Here is a 15,471-nt window from a genome sequence, read left to right as displayed (position 1 = left end):
TGTTTTGTTTTACTATTTAGCGTCTGGAACTTCTGTAGCAGGATCAGATTTTGTTCCGAATCTTGTTATGATTGTTAGAATCATCATAGCTAACAATACGTATTGGTTTACCATGAATGGAAGAATATCTGTTGGTGCAACTTTTCCTGCAGTAAGTCCTGATGCGATTAAGATTTGTGCTCCGTAAGGGATAATTCCTTGCACAACACAGCTTGTTGTATCCAAAAGTGAGGCAACACGAGAAGGTGATACATCGTATTCTTTTGTCATTTCAGCTGCTACTTGACCAGTAATCAAAATAGAAACTGTATTGTTTGCTACAGCAGCGTTTGTAAGTCCAACTAATGTTGCAATTGCAGCTTCAGCACTTTTTTGTCCTTTAACTTTCTTCTTAACTTTCATTATGATCCAATCAATACCACCGTGTTTTCTAACCATGTATGCAAGACCACCAGTAAACATTGATAATAAGAAGATTTCTAATACTCCTGTAAATCCTTCAAAAATTGTTTGTGACAACATAATTGTGTCGAATTTTCCGTAAATCATACCAATTATCCCAGCTAGTAATGTACCAGAGAATAATACTAATAATACGTTCATTCCCATTAATGCAGTTACAATTACTAATAAATAAGGAATTACATAAACCAAGTTGTAACTTTCTTTAACCATTGTTATTGTTGTTTCTGGTCTTCCTATGATTGCGAAAATAATTGTAGAAATTATAATTGCTGGGAAAGCAAATCTTGAGTTCATTACGAATTTTTGTTTCATTCCGATATTTTGTGTTCTAGTAGCTGCGATTGTTGTATCTGAAATTAATGACAAGTTATCTCCTGCCATTGCTCCACAAATCAAAGCTGCAAGCATTAGTGCTGGATTGATTCCTATTTTTTCTGCAACACCAAAAACGATAGGTCCCAAAGCTACTACTGATCCTACAGATGAACCAGTCGCAATTGACAAGAATGTAGAAATCAAGAAAATTCCTGGTACCAAGAAGTTTACAGGTACGATTGATAAACTGAAGTTTACAACAGAATCTACAGCACCACTTGCCTTAGTAACTTGAGCAAATGCTCCAGCTAATAAGTAAATAATACACATGATAATTATGTTTTCATCGCCGCAACCTTTTACGAAATCGTCGGCTTTTTCGTTGATAGTTCCTTCAAAAATAATGAATGCTACAGCAACACCAATCATTATAGAAATAGGTGAAGGAATTTGATAGAATGGCATTTCTACTCCACGAAGTGACAATACTACACCTGATAATACATAGAATAGCACGAACACTACAAGTGGAAGAAGTGCTTTTTTATTTGGTTTCATTTTTTAGCTCCTTTAATCTTTTATAATTTCCGAATTCACGTCCGTATTCCATGAACGCGTCTATATTTTCCATTTTTGTTCCTTTTGGAATTTGACAACCTGTAGACAACACATATCCACATGGAGAATCGTAAGCCATGTCGATACATTCTTTTACAGATTTTTTGACATCTTCAGTATTTCCCAAATACATAACATCTACTGGAGGAACATTTCCTGTGATAACAATGTCGTTACCAAGAATTTCCTTAGCTTCTAATAAACTTTCGCAGTTATCCAATGAGAAGTTACCAATTCCAGAATCTTTTAATAGTGGCCATAAATCTTTAGAATCACCACAAATATGCAAACCTGCAGAAGAACCGCAGTATTTTTTAACATCTGCAATATTTCTCTTCAAATATGGAAGTGAAAATTCTTCGAATTGTTTCTTACGTATCAAAGTAGTACTGGAAACTGGATCGGCAAATCCCATTCCAAATCCTCTACTACCAACTTCCTTAATGTATTCTCCATTGTTAATAGTTATGATATCCATAATTTTATGAACGGCATCCTTTTTCTTAACCATCCAACGAAGTAAAGTTTCAGTACCCAAAACACTTGCGGCTACAGAGAATGGTCCAGTCATTGCAGCGCCGATTGATGCAACATCTCCGACTTGGTCTCTGATTTTTTCCAATGCTTCTATCAACACTGGTAGCTTTCCATCTTTTAATGGATTGATGATTTTTAATTTTTCGATATCTTCGACCTTTTTCACAACTGGATCTTTTAATTGTGAAATACTATCTTCTGGATACCAAATTTCAGTTCCCATGGCTTCTGCCATTCCTCTTAAAGTAGTGGACACACTGATGGAATCGTGGTAGAACCTTTTGAACAAAGCTACTTCCGTATCGGCGATTACATCAGAATTTGAATAATAATCCCAAGTTTTATATCCCAAATAGTCACTCATAGTAACTCCCATATCTGGAACAACTGGAATTCTGTCCATTTCTTCACCTTTTGAGAAGGCCTCCATTCTCTCCTTTGGAGTCATCTCATCTTTGAACATATAAATCCTCCTTTTTGAATTTTAAAAATAATTTAATAAATTTATTGCTATAAATTTCATTATAATTCTATCATAGAAAAATTCAGCCATTTATTGAAATATTTTATAAGTGGTAGTTTTTATTCATTCAAATTAAATAAAAACTTATCAAAATTGATTTGTAGATTAAAAATCTTTAATTTCACACAAAAATATTTTTGTGATAATGATTTCTTAATTGGCAAAAAGAAATATAAGATAAAAATAATCATATTAATTTATCACAACAAAGTATTTGCTTTAATTAAACCTAAAAGTTGATTTATTTGATTATTCAATAAGTCATTATTATTTGGGCAATATTCAATATCAAATATGTTAAAATAAAAATGGGTGATAATATGAAAACAGTAATAGTGTCGGGATTTTTAGGTTCAGGCAAGACAACTTTTATCAATCACATTTTGGGTTTTTCCAAAAATACTTTGGTATTGGAGAATGAATTTGGTGATGTGAGTATTGATTCAATGTTGATTAAAAACGACGATATAATTGAAATCAATTCGGGATGTATTTGTTGTGGATTGAAGAGCGATTTTAAGGAAATTATTCACAAAATCGACAAAGACCAATTTGAATACATCATAATTGAGCCGACAGGAGTTGCAAAGCTAACGGATATATTGGAAGTTTTGAAAGACGAAGAAAATTTGCAAATCCAAAAATGTGTGACAATTGTCGATTGCGACAGTTACATTTGTTTTCACGATGATTTCGGAGAATTTTTCAATGATCAAATCAAAAATGCTGATATAATATACATAACGAACATTGAAAACTTGGAAGAAGAAAAAATCGAAGAAGTGAAGAAGTCAATCGAACAATTTAACAAGCATGCAATTATTCATAAGGAAGATTTCAGAAAGATAAATCCAAATGATATTGTAAGTGAATTTGCGGACAATAAAAAGCAAGACAAGCACAAATGTTGTTGTCACGGCGACGGTCACAAATGCTGTGGCAAACACCATCATCATGACCACGAACACAATGAGCATTCTCACGAGGATTCTAGGTTTAAGACCAATGTTCAAAAGAAATTGAAATTCGATTCAAAAGAAGATTTGGAAAAATTTTTGGATTCAAAAAGTATCGTGAGAGCGAAGGGAAATGTAGAGATTGCAGATAAGAAAGTTTTCGTTAGCAAAACTTTGAGTGGATTAGAAGTATCAGATTCGTTATCTGGTAGCGATGATTTTGTAATAATCGAGGTGAATAATGAGTAAAGTTGGAACTTATGATTGTATTGTAATGGAAACTACGCCCATCACTGATCCGGGATTATTTGAAGATGCGGACTGTTTGGTAGAACATTTCAAGGATAAGGACTATGCGAGTATTCCGATGTCCTCTACATTAGAATCAGAAGCCATGGGTGCTGTTGCAGAACTTGGAAAAGTCAGCAAGTACAAGTACGATAATGTGGATGATATTGTGATTGATTTTGATTACAATCAAAAACATGTCAAAGCTTTGTTTGAAGCAATTGACAAAATGAAAGATGAGAAGAGAATTATCGTTGAGGTTGCAGGTCCATTGGTTATATTAGATAACTTAGCAAGCTCTGAGGTGGTTTTCAGATCTTTTAGGAAAAAACACGATAAAATCGTTGAACTTTATGATGAAATCAGAAAAGCTTTGGTGGAATATATCGAAAAATTAGCCGACAGTGGAATACAATTGATTAGTTTTTCCGATAGTTTGGCGGGTGCTGATATTATTGGTCCTAAGCAAATGCAGTTATATGTGGACGAGTTTTTGATGAAATTTTTGGAAGATATTCAAAACATCGACAAGCCATTTAATTTTCACTTATGCCCAAAATCAACGATGGCGTTGATAAGCTTGTATAAAGCAGAGTTTAAACCTATTGAGAAAAATGAAGAACAAAGATATGTTGATTTCTTGTTTGAGGGAGAACACAAGATCTTCGGAGATAGATGTATGAATTTGTCAGATAAGAAATTTAAGAAGATAAATGAGATTATAATTAGGAGGTAACATGGAAACTCAACAAGAATATTTAGATAAAATGGCAGAAATGGTAGTAGAAATGGAAGATGAAGACATCGCTGAGGTGTGCCAAGAATATATAGACAAGGGATTTGATGCTAAACAAGGTATCTTCGACGGACTTATTAAAGGTATGCAACAAGCAAGTAAGCTTTTTGATGAAGAAGAATATTTCATTACAGATATTTTGCTTTGCAGTGATGCAATGTATGCTGGTTTGGACGTTTTACAAAAACATGTAGAAATGAACGACGATGATATTCTGGGAGTTGGGGTTATCGGAGTTGTTGAAGGAGATACTCATGATATCGGAAAAAACTTGGTAAAATTGATGATGCAAACTGCAGGATTTAAGATGATTGATTTGGGTCGTGATGTTAAATTACAAAACTTCATCGATGCAGCAGTCGAAAACGATGCTGATTTGATTTGTATGTCAACTTTAATGACAACTACTATGGACAACATGGGTAAAGTTATCGAAATGTTAAAAGAACAAGGTCTTAGAGACAGATTCAAGGTTATGATTGGTGGAGGACCTATATCTCAAGCTTTTGCTGATAAAATCGGTGCGGATTCTTACACTGAAAATGCTGTAGAAGCTGTAGAAGCTGCTAAGAAATTAGTTGGAAAAGATCAGTAGGATAGAAATGATTAACGAAAAAGATAGATTGAAGAATGCATTAAATCATATTTTCATCGACAGAATTCCTGTGATTTGTCCGGGTGGAATGATGAATATGATATCCAAAGAGCTAATGGAATTGAAAGATATCTATCTTCCAGAAGCTCACTTGGATGCTAGGAAAATGGCTGATTTGGCAAAAGCTATCTACGACGAGAAAATTTTTGAGAATATCGGAGTTCCATTCTGCATGACGATTGAAGCTGAAGATATGGGTTCTGTTGTCGATTTTGGAAATGAAATTTATGAACCACACGTTATTGAATACGCATTCGATAACATCAAAGATTGGGAAAAGATAAAAGATTTCAAGAAGGAAGATTCCAGAAGTGATATCGTGATTGAGGCTATTAAAATCTTGAAGGACGAAGAAAAAAACGCCCCAATTATTGGAAATATCACAGGACCTGTTAGCACTGCATCATCAATAATGGATTCTGTAAAATACTACAAGGCTCTTAGAAAAGACCCACAAAGAGTTCACGAATTTATGGATTATGTGACAGATCATTTAATAGAATTTGCGAATAGACAAATAGACGCAGGAGTAGATGTTATCGCAGTTTCAGATCCTTCTGGTACTGGTGAAATTATGGGACCTAAATTCTTCAAAGAATTCACTGTACAATATTTGAATAAGTTTTTGGATGGAATCAAAGACGTTCCAAAAATTGTTCACATATGTGGAAGAATGACTCCTGTACTTGATTTGTGCAACGACATTCACTCTGATTGTTTGAGCTTCGACTCTATCGTATCTTTGAAAGATGCGAAGAAAGTTTTGAAGCATCACGTGTTGATGGGCAATGTGTCGACTTATGCACTTGAATATTCAGACAGTGAAAAAATTCAAAAACTAGCAAAAATATCAGTAAACAACGGATCAAATATCCTGTCTCCAGCTTGTGGAATAGGTATGAGATCGCCACTTGAAAATTTGAAATCAATAATAACAGCATCTAAGAATTACGATTATGAAGATAAGAATTAATAATTTAAACAGAACAATTGAATTAGAAGACGGCAAAAGCTACAATTTGATGAATGCATTGCTTGAAAACGACATCTACATCGACAACTCATGCAATGGTAAGTTAACTTGTGGAAAGTGTAAGATAAAAGTTGTAGAAGGAAATGTAAACGATATAACTGATACCGAAAAAAGACTTTTGAAAAAAGAAGAAATCGAAAACGGAGTTAGGCTTTCGTGTGCAGTTACAATGAGTGGCGATGTTATCGTGGAAACATTAAGCGAAAACAGCTCCATTGATGTACTTGATTCAGGAGATATGCCAGAGTTTGAAAAACAATACAGGGACGGTTACGGGATTTGTGTGGACATTGGGACTACAACTGTGTGCATGAATTTGGTAGATTTGAAAACTGGTGAAATCATCGCGAAAAACTCCGCACTTAATGCGCAAACAAAGTACGGATTGGATGTGCTTACGAGAATTACGTTTGAGTTTGAAAATGAAAATGCAGCGAAAATTCTTCAACACAGCATTGTAAGTTCTATGAATAAATTGATAGACAAGATGATTGTAGAATCAAAAATCAACAGAAAAGATATAAAAGAAGTTGACATTGCGGCGAACACTACAATGGTTCATATGCTTTTGGGAGTGGATGCAAGAAGCTTGGGGAAATTCCCGTACAAACCAGTGTTCACTGAAGCAAAGAGTGTGATGTGCGAAGATATTGGACTGAATTTGGACGCAAAGCTGTACACTTTACCAAATGTTTCTGCATATATAGGAGCAGATATTGTAGCAGGTGCTTATGTTACAGATATGAGAAACAGAGAAAACACACTGTTTATAGATATCGGTACAAACGGCGAAATAGTTTTGAAGACTAATGACAAATTGTATTGTTGTTCTTGTGCAGCTGGTCCTGCACTTGAAGGTATGAATATAAAATGTGGAATGAGAGCAGAACAAGGAGCCATTGAAGATGTTTTAATTGACGGGTCAAACGTCAAATTACAAACAATCGGCGACAAGCCTGCAAAAGGGATTTGTGGTAGTGGTATTCTTGCTGTAATCAGTGAAATTGTTAGAAATAAAATCGTCAATAAGAGAGGTAGGATTATCGATCCAAGTACTGTTGATGATTATAGAAAAGATTTGGTTAGAATTGTGGATAATAAAAGAGAGTTCATGATGAATGATGAACTTGTTATCACACAATCAGATATCAGACAAGTGCAACTTGCAAAAGGAGCTATACTTTCTGGTTTTATAAAACTTTTGGATGAAGAGGGATTGGATATTTCCGATTTGAACGAATGTATTGTCGCAGGACAATTCGGAAGTCATTTGAAACCATCTTCAATCGTAGGTGTGGGAATTCTGCCTTACGAAATCGAATCCAAAATAAGTTATGTAGGTAATTCATCTTTAATAGGGGCGTACATGTGTTTAATGAACGATAAAATAAAGGAAGAAATGTCCACTCTTGCTGAAGATATGAATTATATAGAATTATCAATGACAAAGGACTATGAAAAAATATTCGCTAAGGCGATGGAATTTCCAAAGGAGAGATGATTATGAAGAAAAAATTATTGGTATTAATGATGCTTGTGTTCTCATTGACAGCTTGTAACGCTGACAAAGATAAGGCCCAAGAGCCACAAAAAACAGAACAAACACAAGAACAAGCAAAAACAGACGAAAACAAAACAGAAGAAAAAGCATCTGAGAGTGAAGCTACTAAGGTTTCAATCGTTGTAATGGATGAAGTTAACAACAAGGAAATCTTAAAAGAAGATGCAGAAATTAAAAAAGATGAAAACTTGCAATCTTACCTTGAAAAAAATCACAAAGCAGTTTTTGAAAAAGGTATGATGACTGAATTAGAAGGCGTAAAACAAGATCCAGCTAAGAAACAATACTGGATGTACTATGTTAACGACAAGATGGCAGAAGTAGGAATCGGCGATTACAAAGTTAACGAAAACGACAAGATAGAATTCAAATTTCAAGAAATGAAATAATGAAAACTAGTGATTTGACTAGAATTGCAATATTATCAGCAGTATGCATCCTGACAAGAATTTATTTGAATATCATTCCTAATGTAAAAATCTTGTCGGATGTCATACTGATACTTGCAATTGAGAAAAACCTAAAAGAGTCACTATTTGTAAATGCAGTCACGATGGTAGTCACAAGTTTTGTGCTTGGATTTGGAATATGGGTTTTGTTCCAAGTGGTAGACTTTTTCATCTTGGCTGTATTTAACTATGCAATTTTTAATGTTTTTAAATTGAAAAAAACATTGGTAACGAAAACTATCGCATTGTCTGTGTCGGGATTTTTGTATGGACTTATAATCACGTTGATGGAATGCATGACTGTTATGGGAATGAATGTATTCATTGCAAGATACATGACATCAATTCCATTTGATATCAACCATATGATAGGAAATGCTGTGATATATATTTTTCTGATATACAAATTAGAAGACTATATTACCGGCAAGAAAAAAATCATGAATTAAAAATCTTAAAAAATATTTCATTGAATTTAATTTGTATACAGTATTAAACTTATATGATATAATATAATCAAATCAAATTGATAATGGAGGGATTATTTATGAATTTAAGAAAAAAATTATTGGCTGGATTTTTATGTCTAGCAATAGTAGGATTAGCTGGCTGTTCACAAAAAGCAGACGATAAAAAAGAAGAATCTAACAAAACTGAAACGACTGAACAAGCTAAAACAGAAGAAAACAAAACAGAAGAAAAGAAAGCTGACGAAGTAAACGGCGTTTCTTTGGATAACCCAATCAAAGTTGACAAAGAAGCTAAGAAAATTACAGTATTATCTTCAGTTAACGGAAAATACTTCACAGAAAACACAAGACATGCTTCTGTAAATACAGATGGTAGTAACGGTGCAAAATCAGTGCTTACAGCTTATGCTACTCCAGAAGATTTCTACAACGCATTAATCGAAATTGGTGCAAAACCTGGTGAAAATATGACTCCAGATAATGCAGCTGAAACTCACGTTGAAGGATCTAAAATAGGTGCTACTGTAACTTGGGAAGGCGCTGGAAAAGATTATGACATTAACGAAGTAATCACAGATAGCAATGGAAAGAAAATTGATTTTAGATTTGGTGGAAACCTAGAAAGAGCAAAAAACAAAAAAACAGGTTGCTTAACTTGCTTGGACTCTTGTCCAGTAGGAATTATTTCTAATACAACTTACACTAATGGAGCTGTAGAAAAGAGAAACGAAGTTAAATTTACTGGTAACCCTGATGTACTTCCAGAAGATGGAACTTATGTAGCTGTAACTTATACTTTAGAAGATTAATAGAGGTATCGAGTGAAAAAGTTAAGGGCGATATTTTATTATTTAACTACGGGCGTAGCCATCGGGGTTTTATGTTGTTTACTTTTGTTATTCAACGTAAATTTTGAGATGATGGTTAGCCAGCAGCTAGTAATGTTTATCTTTACGGCTTTTGGATTGATACTAGGAATTGCTTATACAAATATCAACAGATATGTATTCTTTGCTTTGGAAGCGGCGATATTCTTAATTGCACTAATAGGTGGGAAAACTCAAAGTCTTATCTACATTGTAAAAGAGTTTATAATGTATCATGGACCAGTTAAGAATATTTTCATTCCTACAATCGCAGTTATCGTAATTGTTAACTTAATCAACCTCTATATAGTTCTTACTCAGAAGAAATATCAAAAGTATTATAGTAGAGAAGAACGTAAAGCTATGAGAGAAGAAGAAGTTAAACTTAGCGATTTAAGAGAAGAAAAAACACCAGAAGAAATAGCTGAACTTAAACACAAGAGAAAAATCCAAAGAATTATCGCTTTGGCAATCATTGGAATTTTATTGGGATTGTATTTCTTTGTACCTTCAGTTAAAGCTAAAACTAATGAAGCTTTCTCTACGATTTCAAAATTAGATACTGATGTAGTTGTAGCTTATTTGAGATCTTACGGAAAACAAGCAGCAGTTGTATCATTTATTTTGATGGTTCTTCAATCAATTGCGGCCCCTATTCCAGCATTCTTGATTACTTTATCAAATGCTGCAATATTTGGATGGGTTAAGGGAGCTATACTTTCTTGGTCATCAGCGATGGCAGGAGCTGCACTTTGCTTTTTCTTAGCGAGAGCTTTAGGAAGAGATGCTGTTGAAAGACTAACAAGCAAAGGTGCTATGGAAAGTGTTGACGTATTTTTTGAAAGATACGGAAAATATGCAATATTAATTTGTAGACTTTTACCATTCGTTTCATTCGACTTTGTAAGTTATGGTGCAGGTCTTACTAACATGGGATTCTGGTCATTTTTCATAGCGACTGGAATTGGTCAATTACCTGCAACAGTTGTTTATTCATATGTTGGAGGAACATTGACTGGTGGAGCGCAAAAACTTTTCTTGGGTCTTTTGACATTGTTTGCATTATCAATCATGATTGGTATAGCTAAGAAAGTTTACAACGACAAACAAAAGAAAAAGGGCGGAAAAGTAGTAGAATAAAATTATAATCATAGGTCATTGATGTGGCCTATGATTTTTTTGCAAAATTTTATTTGTAAAAATCTTACGCTTTATTTTGATAATGGGATAAATAAATTTGACAATAAAACTTTTTAGAATTAAAATTTAATTATGAAATCATTTTCTATAAAGATATAGAAATACATAGGAGGATATTTTGAATAAGAAATTTAAGGACGTCATTATCGTAGGATTTGCATTATTTGCAATATTCTTTGGCGCAGGAAATCTGATTTTTCCACCTTATTTAGGTGTGCTTTCGGGAACTGAGTACAAAAAGGCAATGCTAGGATTTTTGTTGACAGACCCTGTTCTACCTATACTTGGCGTAATCATCACCGCTAAGCTAGGTGGAGGAGCAGAAGATCTTGGAAAAAGAGTTGGGAATAAATTTGCTAAGATTCTTGGAACCGTTACCATATTAACCATTGGACCTCTTTTTGCAATTCCTAGAACTGCAGCGACAACTCACGAAGTTTTCGTGTCTAAAGTTTTTCCAGGAACTCCAGAATGGGTAACTGCATTAATATTTTTCACATTGACTGCGATTTTTGTATTTAATGAAACGGGAGTTATCGATAAAATAGGGAAGTATTTGACGCCAGGATTGGTAGTTATTTTATTAGTTATTATAGGTAAGTGTATCGTAGATCCTATTGGTGTTATGAATATTGCGTCTGAAAATCAAATATTTTTGAAAGGTTTTGCAGAGGGATATCAAACTATGGATGCACTTGGTGCAGCTCTTATGACAGGGATTGTAGTTTCAGATTTGAAAAGAAAGGGATATGTCAACGATGAAGAAAGACTAAAATTAGTTAAGTGGGTCGGACTTGTGGCATTTGTTTTATTGGCGATTATTTACGGTGGATTGATTTATGTTGGAGCGACTGCATCCAAGATTTACACAGTTCAAAACACAAGAGTAGACATACTACTTGGAACGGTTCAAAATATTTTAGGTTCAGCTGGGAAAATAGCCATAGGAATTGCGGTGTCATTGGCATGTTTGACTACTTCTGTTGGGCTCAGTGCGATTGCCGGAGATTTCTTCTCGAATATTACAAAAGACAAATTGGGCTACAAACCAATTGTTTTGGCAACGGTAGTGATTTCTGGTGCGCTTTCACTTGTTGGGGTTGAAGCGCTTATTAAAGCAGCAGTTCCAATACTGTCGACAGTTTATCCAATTATTATGGTACTTATATTTTTAGGAATTTTCGAAGAGCATATCAAATACGATTTGATATACACAGGAGCAGTGCTTGCGACATTTGTAGTGAGTTTCGTAGAAGTTTTGAATCAAAATTTTAAAATTTTACAAGGTTTTACAGATGCAATCAAAACTCTTCCTCTAAGTTCTGTTGGATTTGAATGGTTGTTGCCAGCGATTGTTACGGGTGCAGTGTTCGGAATAATTGCTTATATCCAAGATAAAAAGAAATTAGCATAGACGAAAAATTTCAGCATAAAGTTGTTCTTTGTGCTGATTTTTTGGGCAAATTTAAGGAGTTTAGTGATTTTATATTTAATTTTGCACTTTGTTTACAAACTTTTTACACAATAATGATTGATTAATTATATAATAAAGATAGAAATAAAATTTATGGAGGATTTTATGGAAAACCTTATAGAGGTCAGAGGTCTTGTAAAAAAATACAAGGAACTTACTGCGGTCGACAATTTGGATTTGGACGTGAAAAAAGGAGAAATTCTGGGACTGCTTGGTCCAAACGGTAGTGGAAAATCTACAACTATCAATTGCATGTTGTCGCTTTTGAAAAAAGATTCTGGAAGTGTGAAGATTTTCGGAAAAGAAATGTCTGCTGATGCTTATGATATCAAAAAAAGGATTGGCGTGGTGTTTCAAGATGTCGCAGTGTATGATGAGTTGACTGTCTACGAAAACATCGACTATTTCTGTGGATTATACATACAAGACAAATCTGAAAGAAGTAAGCTTGTGAAAAGGGCGTTGGATTTGGTAAGTCTGAATGATTTTGTTAAGTTTAAGCCGAAAAAATTATCCGGAGGTTTACTAAGAAGACTTAACATAGCTTGTGGAATTGCACATAAACCTGAGCTAATTATCCTAGATGAACCGACTGTTGCTGTTGATCCGCAATCTAGAAATAGTATTTTGGAAGGCATAAAAAAACTAAACGAAGATGGCTCAACGATAATTTATACATCGCATTATATGGATGAAGTTGATTTCTTGTGTGATAATATCGTAATAATTGACAAGGGCAAAGTCATTGCAAAGGGTTCATCGGAACAACTCAAAAATATGATTGAAATGAACGAGAAGATAAGCTTCACAGCGACAGAATTAAATGAAGATGTGATATCTCAAATCAAAACTCTTCCACACTTGATGAATTTTGAAAATAAGGACGGCAATGTTAAGTTGAATTTTTCTCATGGAGATGGGTATTTAATGAAGTTGATTAAACTTCTCGATGAAGAAAATGTTCAGTACAGTTCTTTGAATGTCGAAAAGCCAAGTCTTAACGATGTTTTCTTGGAATTAACGGGCAAAGATTTGAGGGATTGATATGTTTCTACATTCATTTAAAAATACTTTTAAGCTGCTTTTGAGACAAAAAGCTATGCTTTTTTGGGCGTTGATGTTTCCGATTGTTCTGGGGATTTTCTTCAAATTAGCATTTGGAAATATCAATGAAAATAGTAAATTCAAAACCATTGATGTAGCTGTTAATGAAACTCTTATGCAAGACGACAATTTCAAAAACTTCATGAATGAGATGGAAGATGAGAAATATTTCAAGGTTGTAGAATCAAAAAACGAAGATATATTGAATACTAACGAAGATGTAAAAGCGTACATTGATTCGATGGATAAAATCTACACAAAAAAATCTGGGATTTCTGAGACAATCGTCGAAACTATTATGAATTCATATTCACAAAAAGTATCCATGATAACTAAGATTATGCAGAAAAATCCGACGGCTGATATCGGAAAAATTTTAAATGTAGACGATCACATCAAAGACGTTTCAAGAAAAAACATGAATCCTGTGAATGTGTTTTTCTACACGCTTTTAGGGATGACGACGATTTACGGATACATGTGGGGGCTTTTCGTTAGTTTCCAATATGAAGCAAACTTGTCTACAAATGCGAAGCGCAACGCAGTTTCTCCAACTAAAAAAAGCGTAATGCTTTCTGCATCGGTTCTTGTCAGTTGGATAATCAATTTCACAATAACAGTACTGTTTATAGCGTATTTAAAATACGCACTTGGAGTTGAATTTGGGGATAGAATTGGGGCGATAATAGGACTTGCAAGTATTTCATCTTTTTGTGGAGTTGCTTTTGGAATCTTAATCGGAGTATCCAACAAAAAAAGTCTAGATACAAAAATCGGGATGGGAATCGCTGTTACGATGCTGATGTCTTTTTTAGCGGGAATGATGGTTCCAGAAATAAAAGTAGTTATCGCAGAGAAGCTTCCTATTATCAACAAAATCAATCCTGTTGCAGTCGTTACAGATGCGGTATATTCATTGTATTATTACGATTCGATGGCACGATTTAACAAAGATATTGTAAATCTTTTGATGATTACAGTTGTATTTGTTGTAGCGTCACTATTTTTTATGAGAGGTAAAGAGTATGAGAGTCTTTAAAAATTATTTTAAAATCACATGGGCACACAAAACTCCCATACTTTTGTACACGATTATATTTTTCGTATTGATGAGCTTTGCGACAAAAAACACTACACAAACTTCCTACAAACCCGTTGATGTAAATATTTATGTGCAAGACAAAGCGAATACTAAACTGTCCAAATCTTTGTATCATTATTTGGACAAGAACGCTAAGATAAAAACAATGGATGAAACAATCGTAGACGACAAACTTTTCTACGATATTATCAACGCAGCTGTAATAATTCCAGAGGATTTCGACACAACAAAACAAGTTTTATACAAAGTCGCTCCTAATAATGCTTATGCGATGGATATCAAAGAAAAGATAAATATTTATCTGAGCCAAGTAAGTTCCTACGAAAAAAGTGGATTTACTGAAGATGAGGCTATAAAAAACGCGAATGAGGATTTGGACAAAAAAATTAATGTTAGCATTAAAGAGGGAAGTGTAAATTCCAAAAAAGATAAATCCAAATTCTACTTCAACTTTTTAAATTACCTGCTACTTGCACAAGTGATATTAGTCGTATCAAATATCGCCTTGGTCTACAAAAAGCAGCCGATTCTTATGAGAAACAACGTATCACCATGTCCAAGAACTAGAATTAATATGGAGTTGATGCTGGGTCATATCGTCACAGGACTTGTGTTCTGGTTAATTTACATGATACTTTTCTGTGTTTTGTACAAATACGATTTTACAAAGACTCACGTCAATCTTATGATGCTTAATTCGTTTGTATTCACGATATCTGTGGTGTCGATGGCTGTGATGATATCAAATGTAATCAAAAATTCTAACACAGTTCAAGGAGTAATGAACATCGTTTCACTAGGATCGTCGTTTTTATGTGGCGCATTTGTTCCGCAAGAATTACTAGGGAAAACTGCTCTTACAATAGGTAGAATTTTTCCGGGATTTTATTATATAAGTAATAACGAAATTTTAGAAGAATTTCCAGAACTTTCCAAAATTCTTCCTAATCTTTTGATAATTTTGGGATTTAGCGTAGTGTTTATTGTGATTTCTGTTTTGGCAAAACCAAAGGGTAACGATAATATCAACAAATAAAAATAAGGCTATGAGTTATGTGC

General features: G+C 34.0%; 15 protein-coding genes. 13 read left to right on the top strand and 2 right to left on the bottom strand.

All coding sequences use genetic code 11. From position 1 onward, the window contains the following. Positions 1–12: 12 nt before the first annotated feature. Both ABDJ34_RS06545 and ABDJ34_RS06540 read right to left on the bottom strand, forming a co-directional pair. Positions 13–1,338 carry a Na+/H+ antiporter NhaC family protein gene (locus ABDJ34_RS06545; protein ID WP_412701793.1) on the bottom strand — a complete coding sequence of 442 codons (1,326 nt, stop codon included), beginning with the start codon at positions 1,336–1,338 and terminating at the stop codon, positions 13–15. Next, positions 1,325–2,398, bottom strand: coding sequence for a uroporphyrinogen decarboxylase family protein (locus ABDJ34_RS06540; RefSeq protein WP_412701792.1), 1,074 nt, complete (start codon positions 2,396–2,398; stop codon positions 1,325–1,327). Before ABDJ34_RS06540 ends, ABDJ34_RS06545 begins: the two co-directional genes overlap by 14 nt. Before the next feature lie 380 nt (positions 2,399–2,778). Here ABDJ34_RS06540 and ABDJ34_RS06535 point away from each other — a divergent pair, with 380 nt between their 5' ends. From ABDJ34_RS06535 to ABDJ34_RS06475, 13 genes are all read left to right on the top strand, one after another. Then, positions 2,779–3,663: a GTP-binding protein gene (locus ABDJ34_RS06535; RefSeq protein WP_412701791.1), complete on the top strand. Its 885-nt coding sequence runs from the start codon at positions 2,779–2,781 to the stop codon at positions 3,661–3,663. Next, complete coding sequence (locus tag ABDJ34_RS06530) at positions 3,656–4,438, top strand: uroporphyrinogen decarboxylase family protein (protein WP_412701790.1); 783 nt, start codon at positions 3,656–3,658, stop codon at positions 4,436–4,438. Before ABDJ34_RS06535 ends, ABDJ34_RS06530 begins: the two co-directional genes overlap by 8 nt. Before the next feature lies 1 nt (position 4,439). Beyond that, a complete protein-coding gene (locus ABDJ34_RS06525; protein WP_412701789.1) occupies positions 4,440–5,093 on the top strand; it encodes a corrinoid protein in 654 nt (217 codons plus the stop codon). 7 nt (positions 5,094–5,100) lie between these two features. Continuing rightward, positions 5,101–6,126 (top strand): MtaA/CmuA family methyltransferase, encoded by a 1,026-nt coding sequence (locus ABDJ34_RS06520; RefSeq protein ID WP_154272477.1) that lies wholly within the window; start codon positions 5,101–5,103, stop codon positions 6,124–6,126. Further along, positions 6,110–7,687 (top strand): ASKHA domain-containing protein, encoded by a 1,578-nt coding sequence (locus ABDJ34_RS06515; RefSeq protein ID WP_412701788.1) that lies wholly within the window; start codon positions 6,110–6,112, stop codon positions 7,685–7,687. The genes ABDJ34_RS06520 and ABDJ34_RS06515 overlap by 17 nt, the downstream gene beginning before the upstream one ends. Before the next feature lie 2 nt (positions 7,688–7,689). Further along, the gene (locus ABDJ34_RS06510) at positions 7,690–8,136 is read left to right on the top strand and encodes a DUF4430 domain-containing protein (RefSeq protein WP_225559912.1); all 447 of its coding nucleotides are present in this window, start codon (positions 7,690–7,692) and stop codon (positions 8,134–8,136) included. Beyond that, the gene (locus ABDJ34_RS06505; RefSeq protein ID WP_002835680.1) at positions 8,136–8,645 is read left to right on the top strand and encodes a hypothetical protein; all 510 of its coding nucleotides are present in this window, start codon (positions 8,136–8,138) and stop codon (positions 8,643–8,645) included. Before ABDJ34_RS06510 ends, ABDJ34_RS06505 begins: the two co-directional genes overlap by 1 nt. A gap of 98 nt (positions 8,646–8,743) precedes the next feature. Further along, positions 8,744–9,475 (top strand): YdjY domain-containing protein, encoded by a 732-nt coding sequence (locus ABDJ34_RS06500; protein WP_154253927.1) that lies wholly within the window; start codon positions 8,744–8,746, stop codon positions 9,473–9,475. Between the two features lie 12 nt (positions 9,476–9,487). Further along, complete coding sequence (locus ABDJ34_RS06495) at positions 9,488–10,672, top strand: TVP38/TMEM64 family protein (protein WP_412701787.1); 1,185 nt, start codon at positions 9,488–9,490, stop codon at positions 10,670–10,672. A gap of 178 nt (positions 10,673–10,850) precedes the next feature. Next, on the top strand, positions 10,851–12,146 hold the full coding sequence (gene brnQ, locus ABDJ34_RS06490; protein ID WP_412701786.1) for a branched-chain amino acid transport system II carrier protein: 1,296 nt from the start codon (positions 10,851–10,853) through the stop codon (positions 12,144–12,146). Positions 12,147–12,311: 165 nt separating this feature from the next. Further along, a complete protein-coding gene (locus tag ABDJ34_RS06485; protein WP_412701785.1) occupies positions 12,312–13,250 on the top strand; it encodes an ABC transporter ATP-binding protein in 939 nt (312 codons plus the stop codon). 1 nt (position 13,251) lies between these two features. Then, on the top strand, positions 13,252–14,349 hold the full coding sequence (locus tag ABDJ34_RS06480; protein WP_412701784.1) for an ABC transporter permease: 1,098 nt from the start codon (positions 13,252–13,254) through the stop codon (positions 14,347–14,349). Continuing rightward, positions 14,336–15,448, top strand: coding sequence for an ABC transporter permease (locus tag ABDJ34_RS06475; RefSeq protein ID WP_412701783.1), 1,113 nt, complete (start codon positions 14,336–14,338; stop codon positions 15,446–15,448). The genes ABDJ34_RS06480 and ABDJ34_RS06475 overlap by 14 nt, the downstream gene beginning before the upstream one ends. Positions 15,449–15,471 lie beyond the last annotated feature (23 nt).

This window comes from Finegoldia dalianensis (assembly GCF_046255015.1).
In the GTDB taxonomy this organism is placed as follows: Bacteria; Bacillota; Clostridia; order Tissierellales; family Peptoniphilaceae; genus Finegoldia; species Finegoldia magna.
Note: the sequence above shows the minus strand (reverse complement) of the source record. Positions and strands in the feature narration are given on the sequence as shown.

Coding starts and splice junctions, on each gene's coding strand:
- ABDJ34_RS06520 (WP_154272477.1), top strand. CDS start 5,101: ATGATTAACGAAAAAGATAGATTGAAGAATGCATTAAATCATATTTTC.
- ABDJ34_RS06505 (WP_002835680.1), top strand. CDS start 8,136: ATGAAAACTAGTGATTTGACTAGAATTGCAATATTATCAGCAGTATGC.
- ABDJ34_RS06510 (WP_225559912.1), top strand. CDS start 7,690: ATGAAGAAAAAATTATTGGTATTAATGATGCTTGTGTTCTCATTGACA.
- ABDJ34_RS06480 (WP_412701784.1), top strand. CDS start 13,252: ATGTTTCTACATTCATTTAAAAATACTTTTAAGCTGCTTTTGAGACAA.
- ABDJ34_RS06540 (WP_412701792.1), bottom strand. CDS start 2,398: ATGTTCAAAGATGAGATGACTCCAAAGGAGAGAATGGAGGCCTTCTCA.
- ABDJ34_RS06535 (WP_412701791.1), top strand. CDS start 2,779: ATGAAAACAGTAATAGTGTCGGGATTTTTAGGTTCAGGCAAGACAACT.
- ABDJ34_RS06515 (WP_412701788.1), top strand. CDS start 6,110: ATGAAGATAAGAATTAATAATTTAAACAGAACAATTGAATTAGAAGAC.
- ABDJ34_RS06530 (WP_412701790.1), top strand. CDS start 3,656: ATGAGTAAAGTTGGAACTTATGATTGTATTGTAATGGAAACTACGCCC.
- ABDJ34_RS06500 (WP_154253927.1), top strand. CDS start 8,744: ATGAATTTAAGAAAAAAATTATTGGCTGGATTTTTATGTCTAGCAATA.
- ABDJ34_RS06525 (WP_412701789.1), top strand. CDS start 4,440: ATGGAAACTCAACAAGAATATTTAGATAAAATGGCAGAAATGGTAGTA.
- ABDJ34_RS06475 (WP_412701783.1), top strand. CDS start 14,336: ATGAGAGTCTTTAAAAATTATTTTAAAATCACATGGGCACACAAAACT.
- ABDJ34_RS06485 (WP_412701785.1), top strand. CDS start 12,312: ATGGAAAACCTTATAGAGGTCAGAGGTCTTGTAAAAAAATACAAGGAA.
- ABDJ34_RS06545 (WP_412701793.1), bottom strand. CDS start 1,338: ATGAAACCAAATAAAAAAGCACTTCTTCCACTTGTAGTGTTCGTGCTA.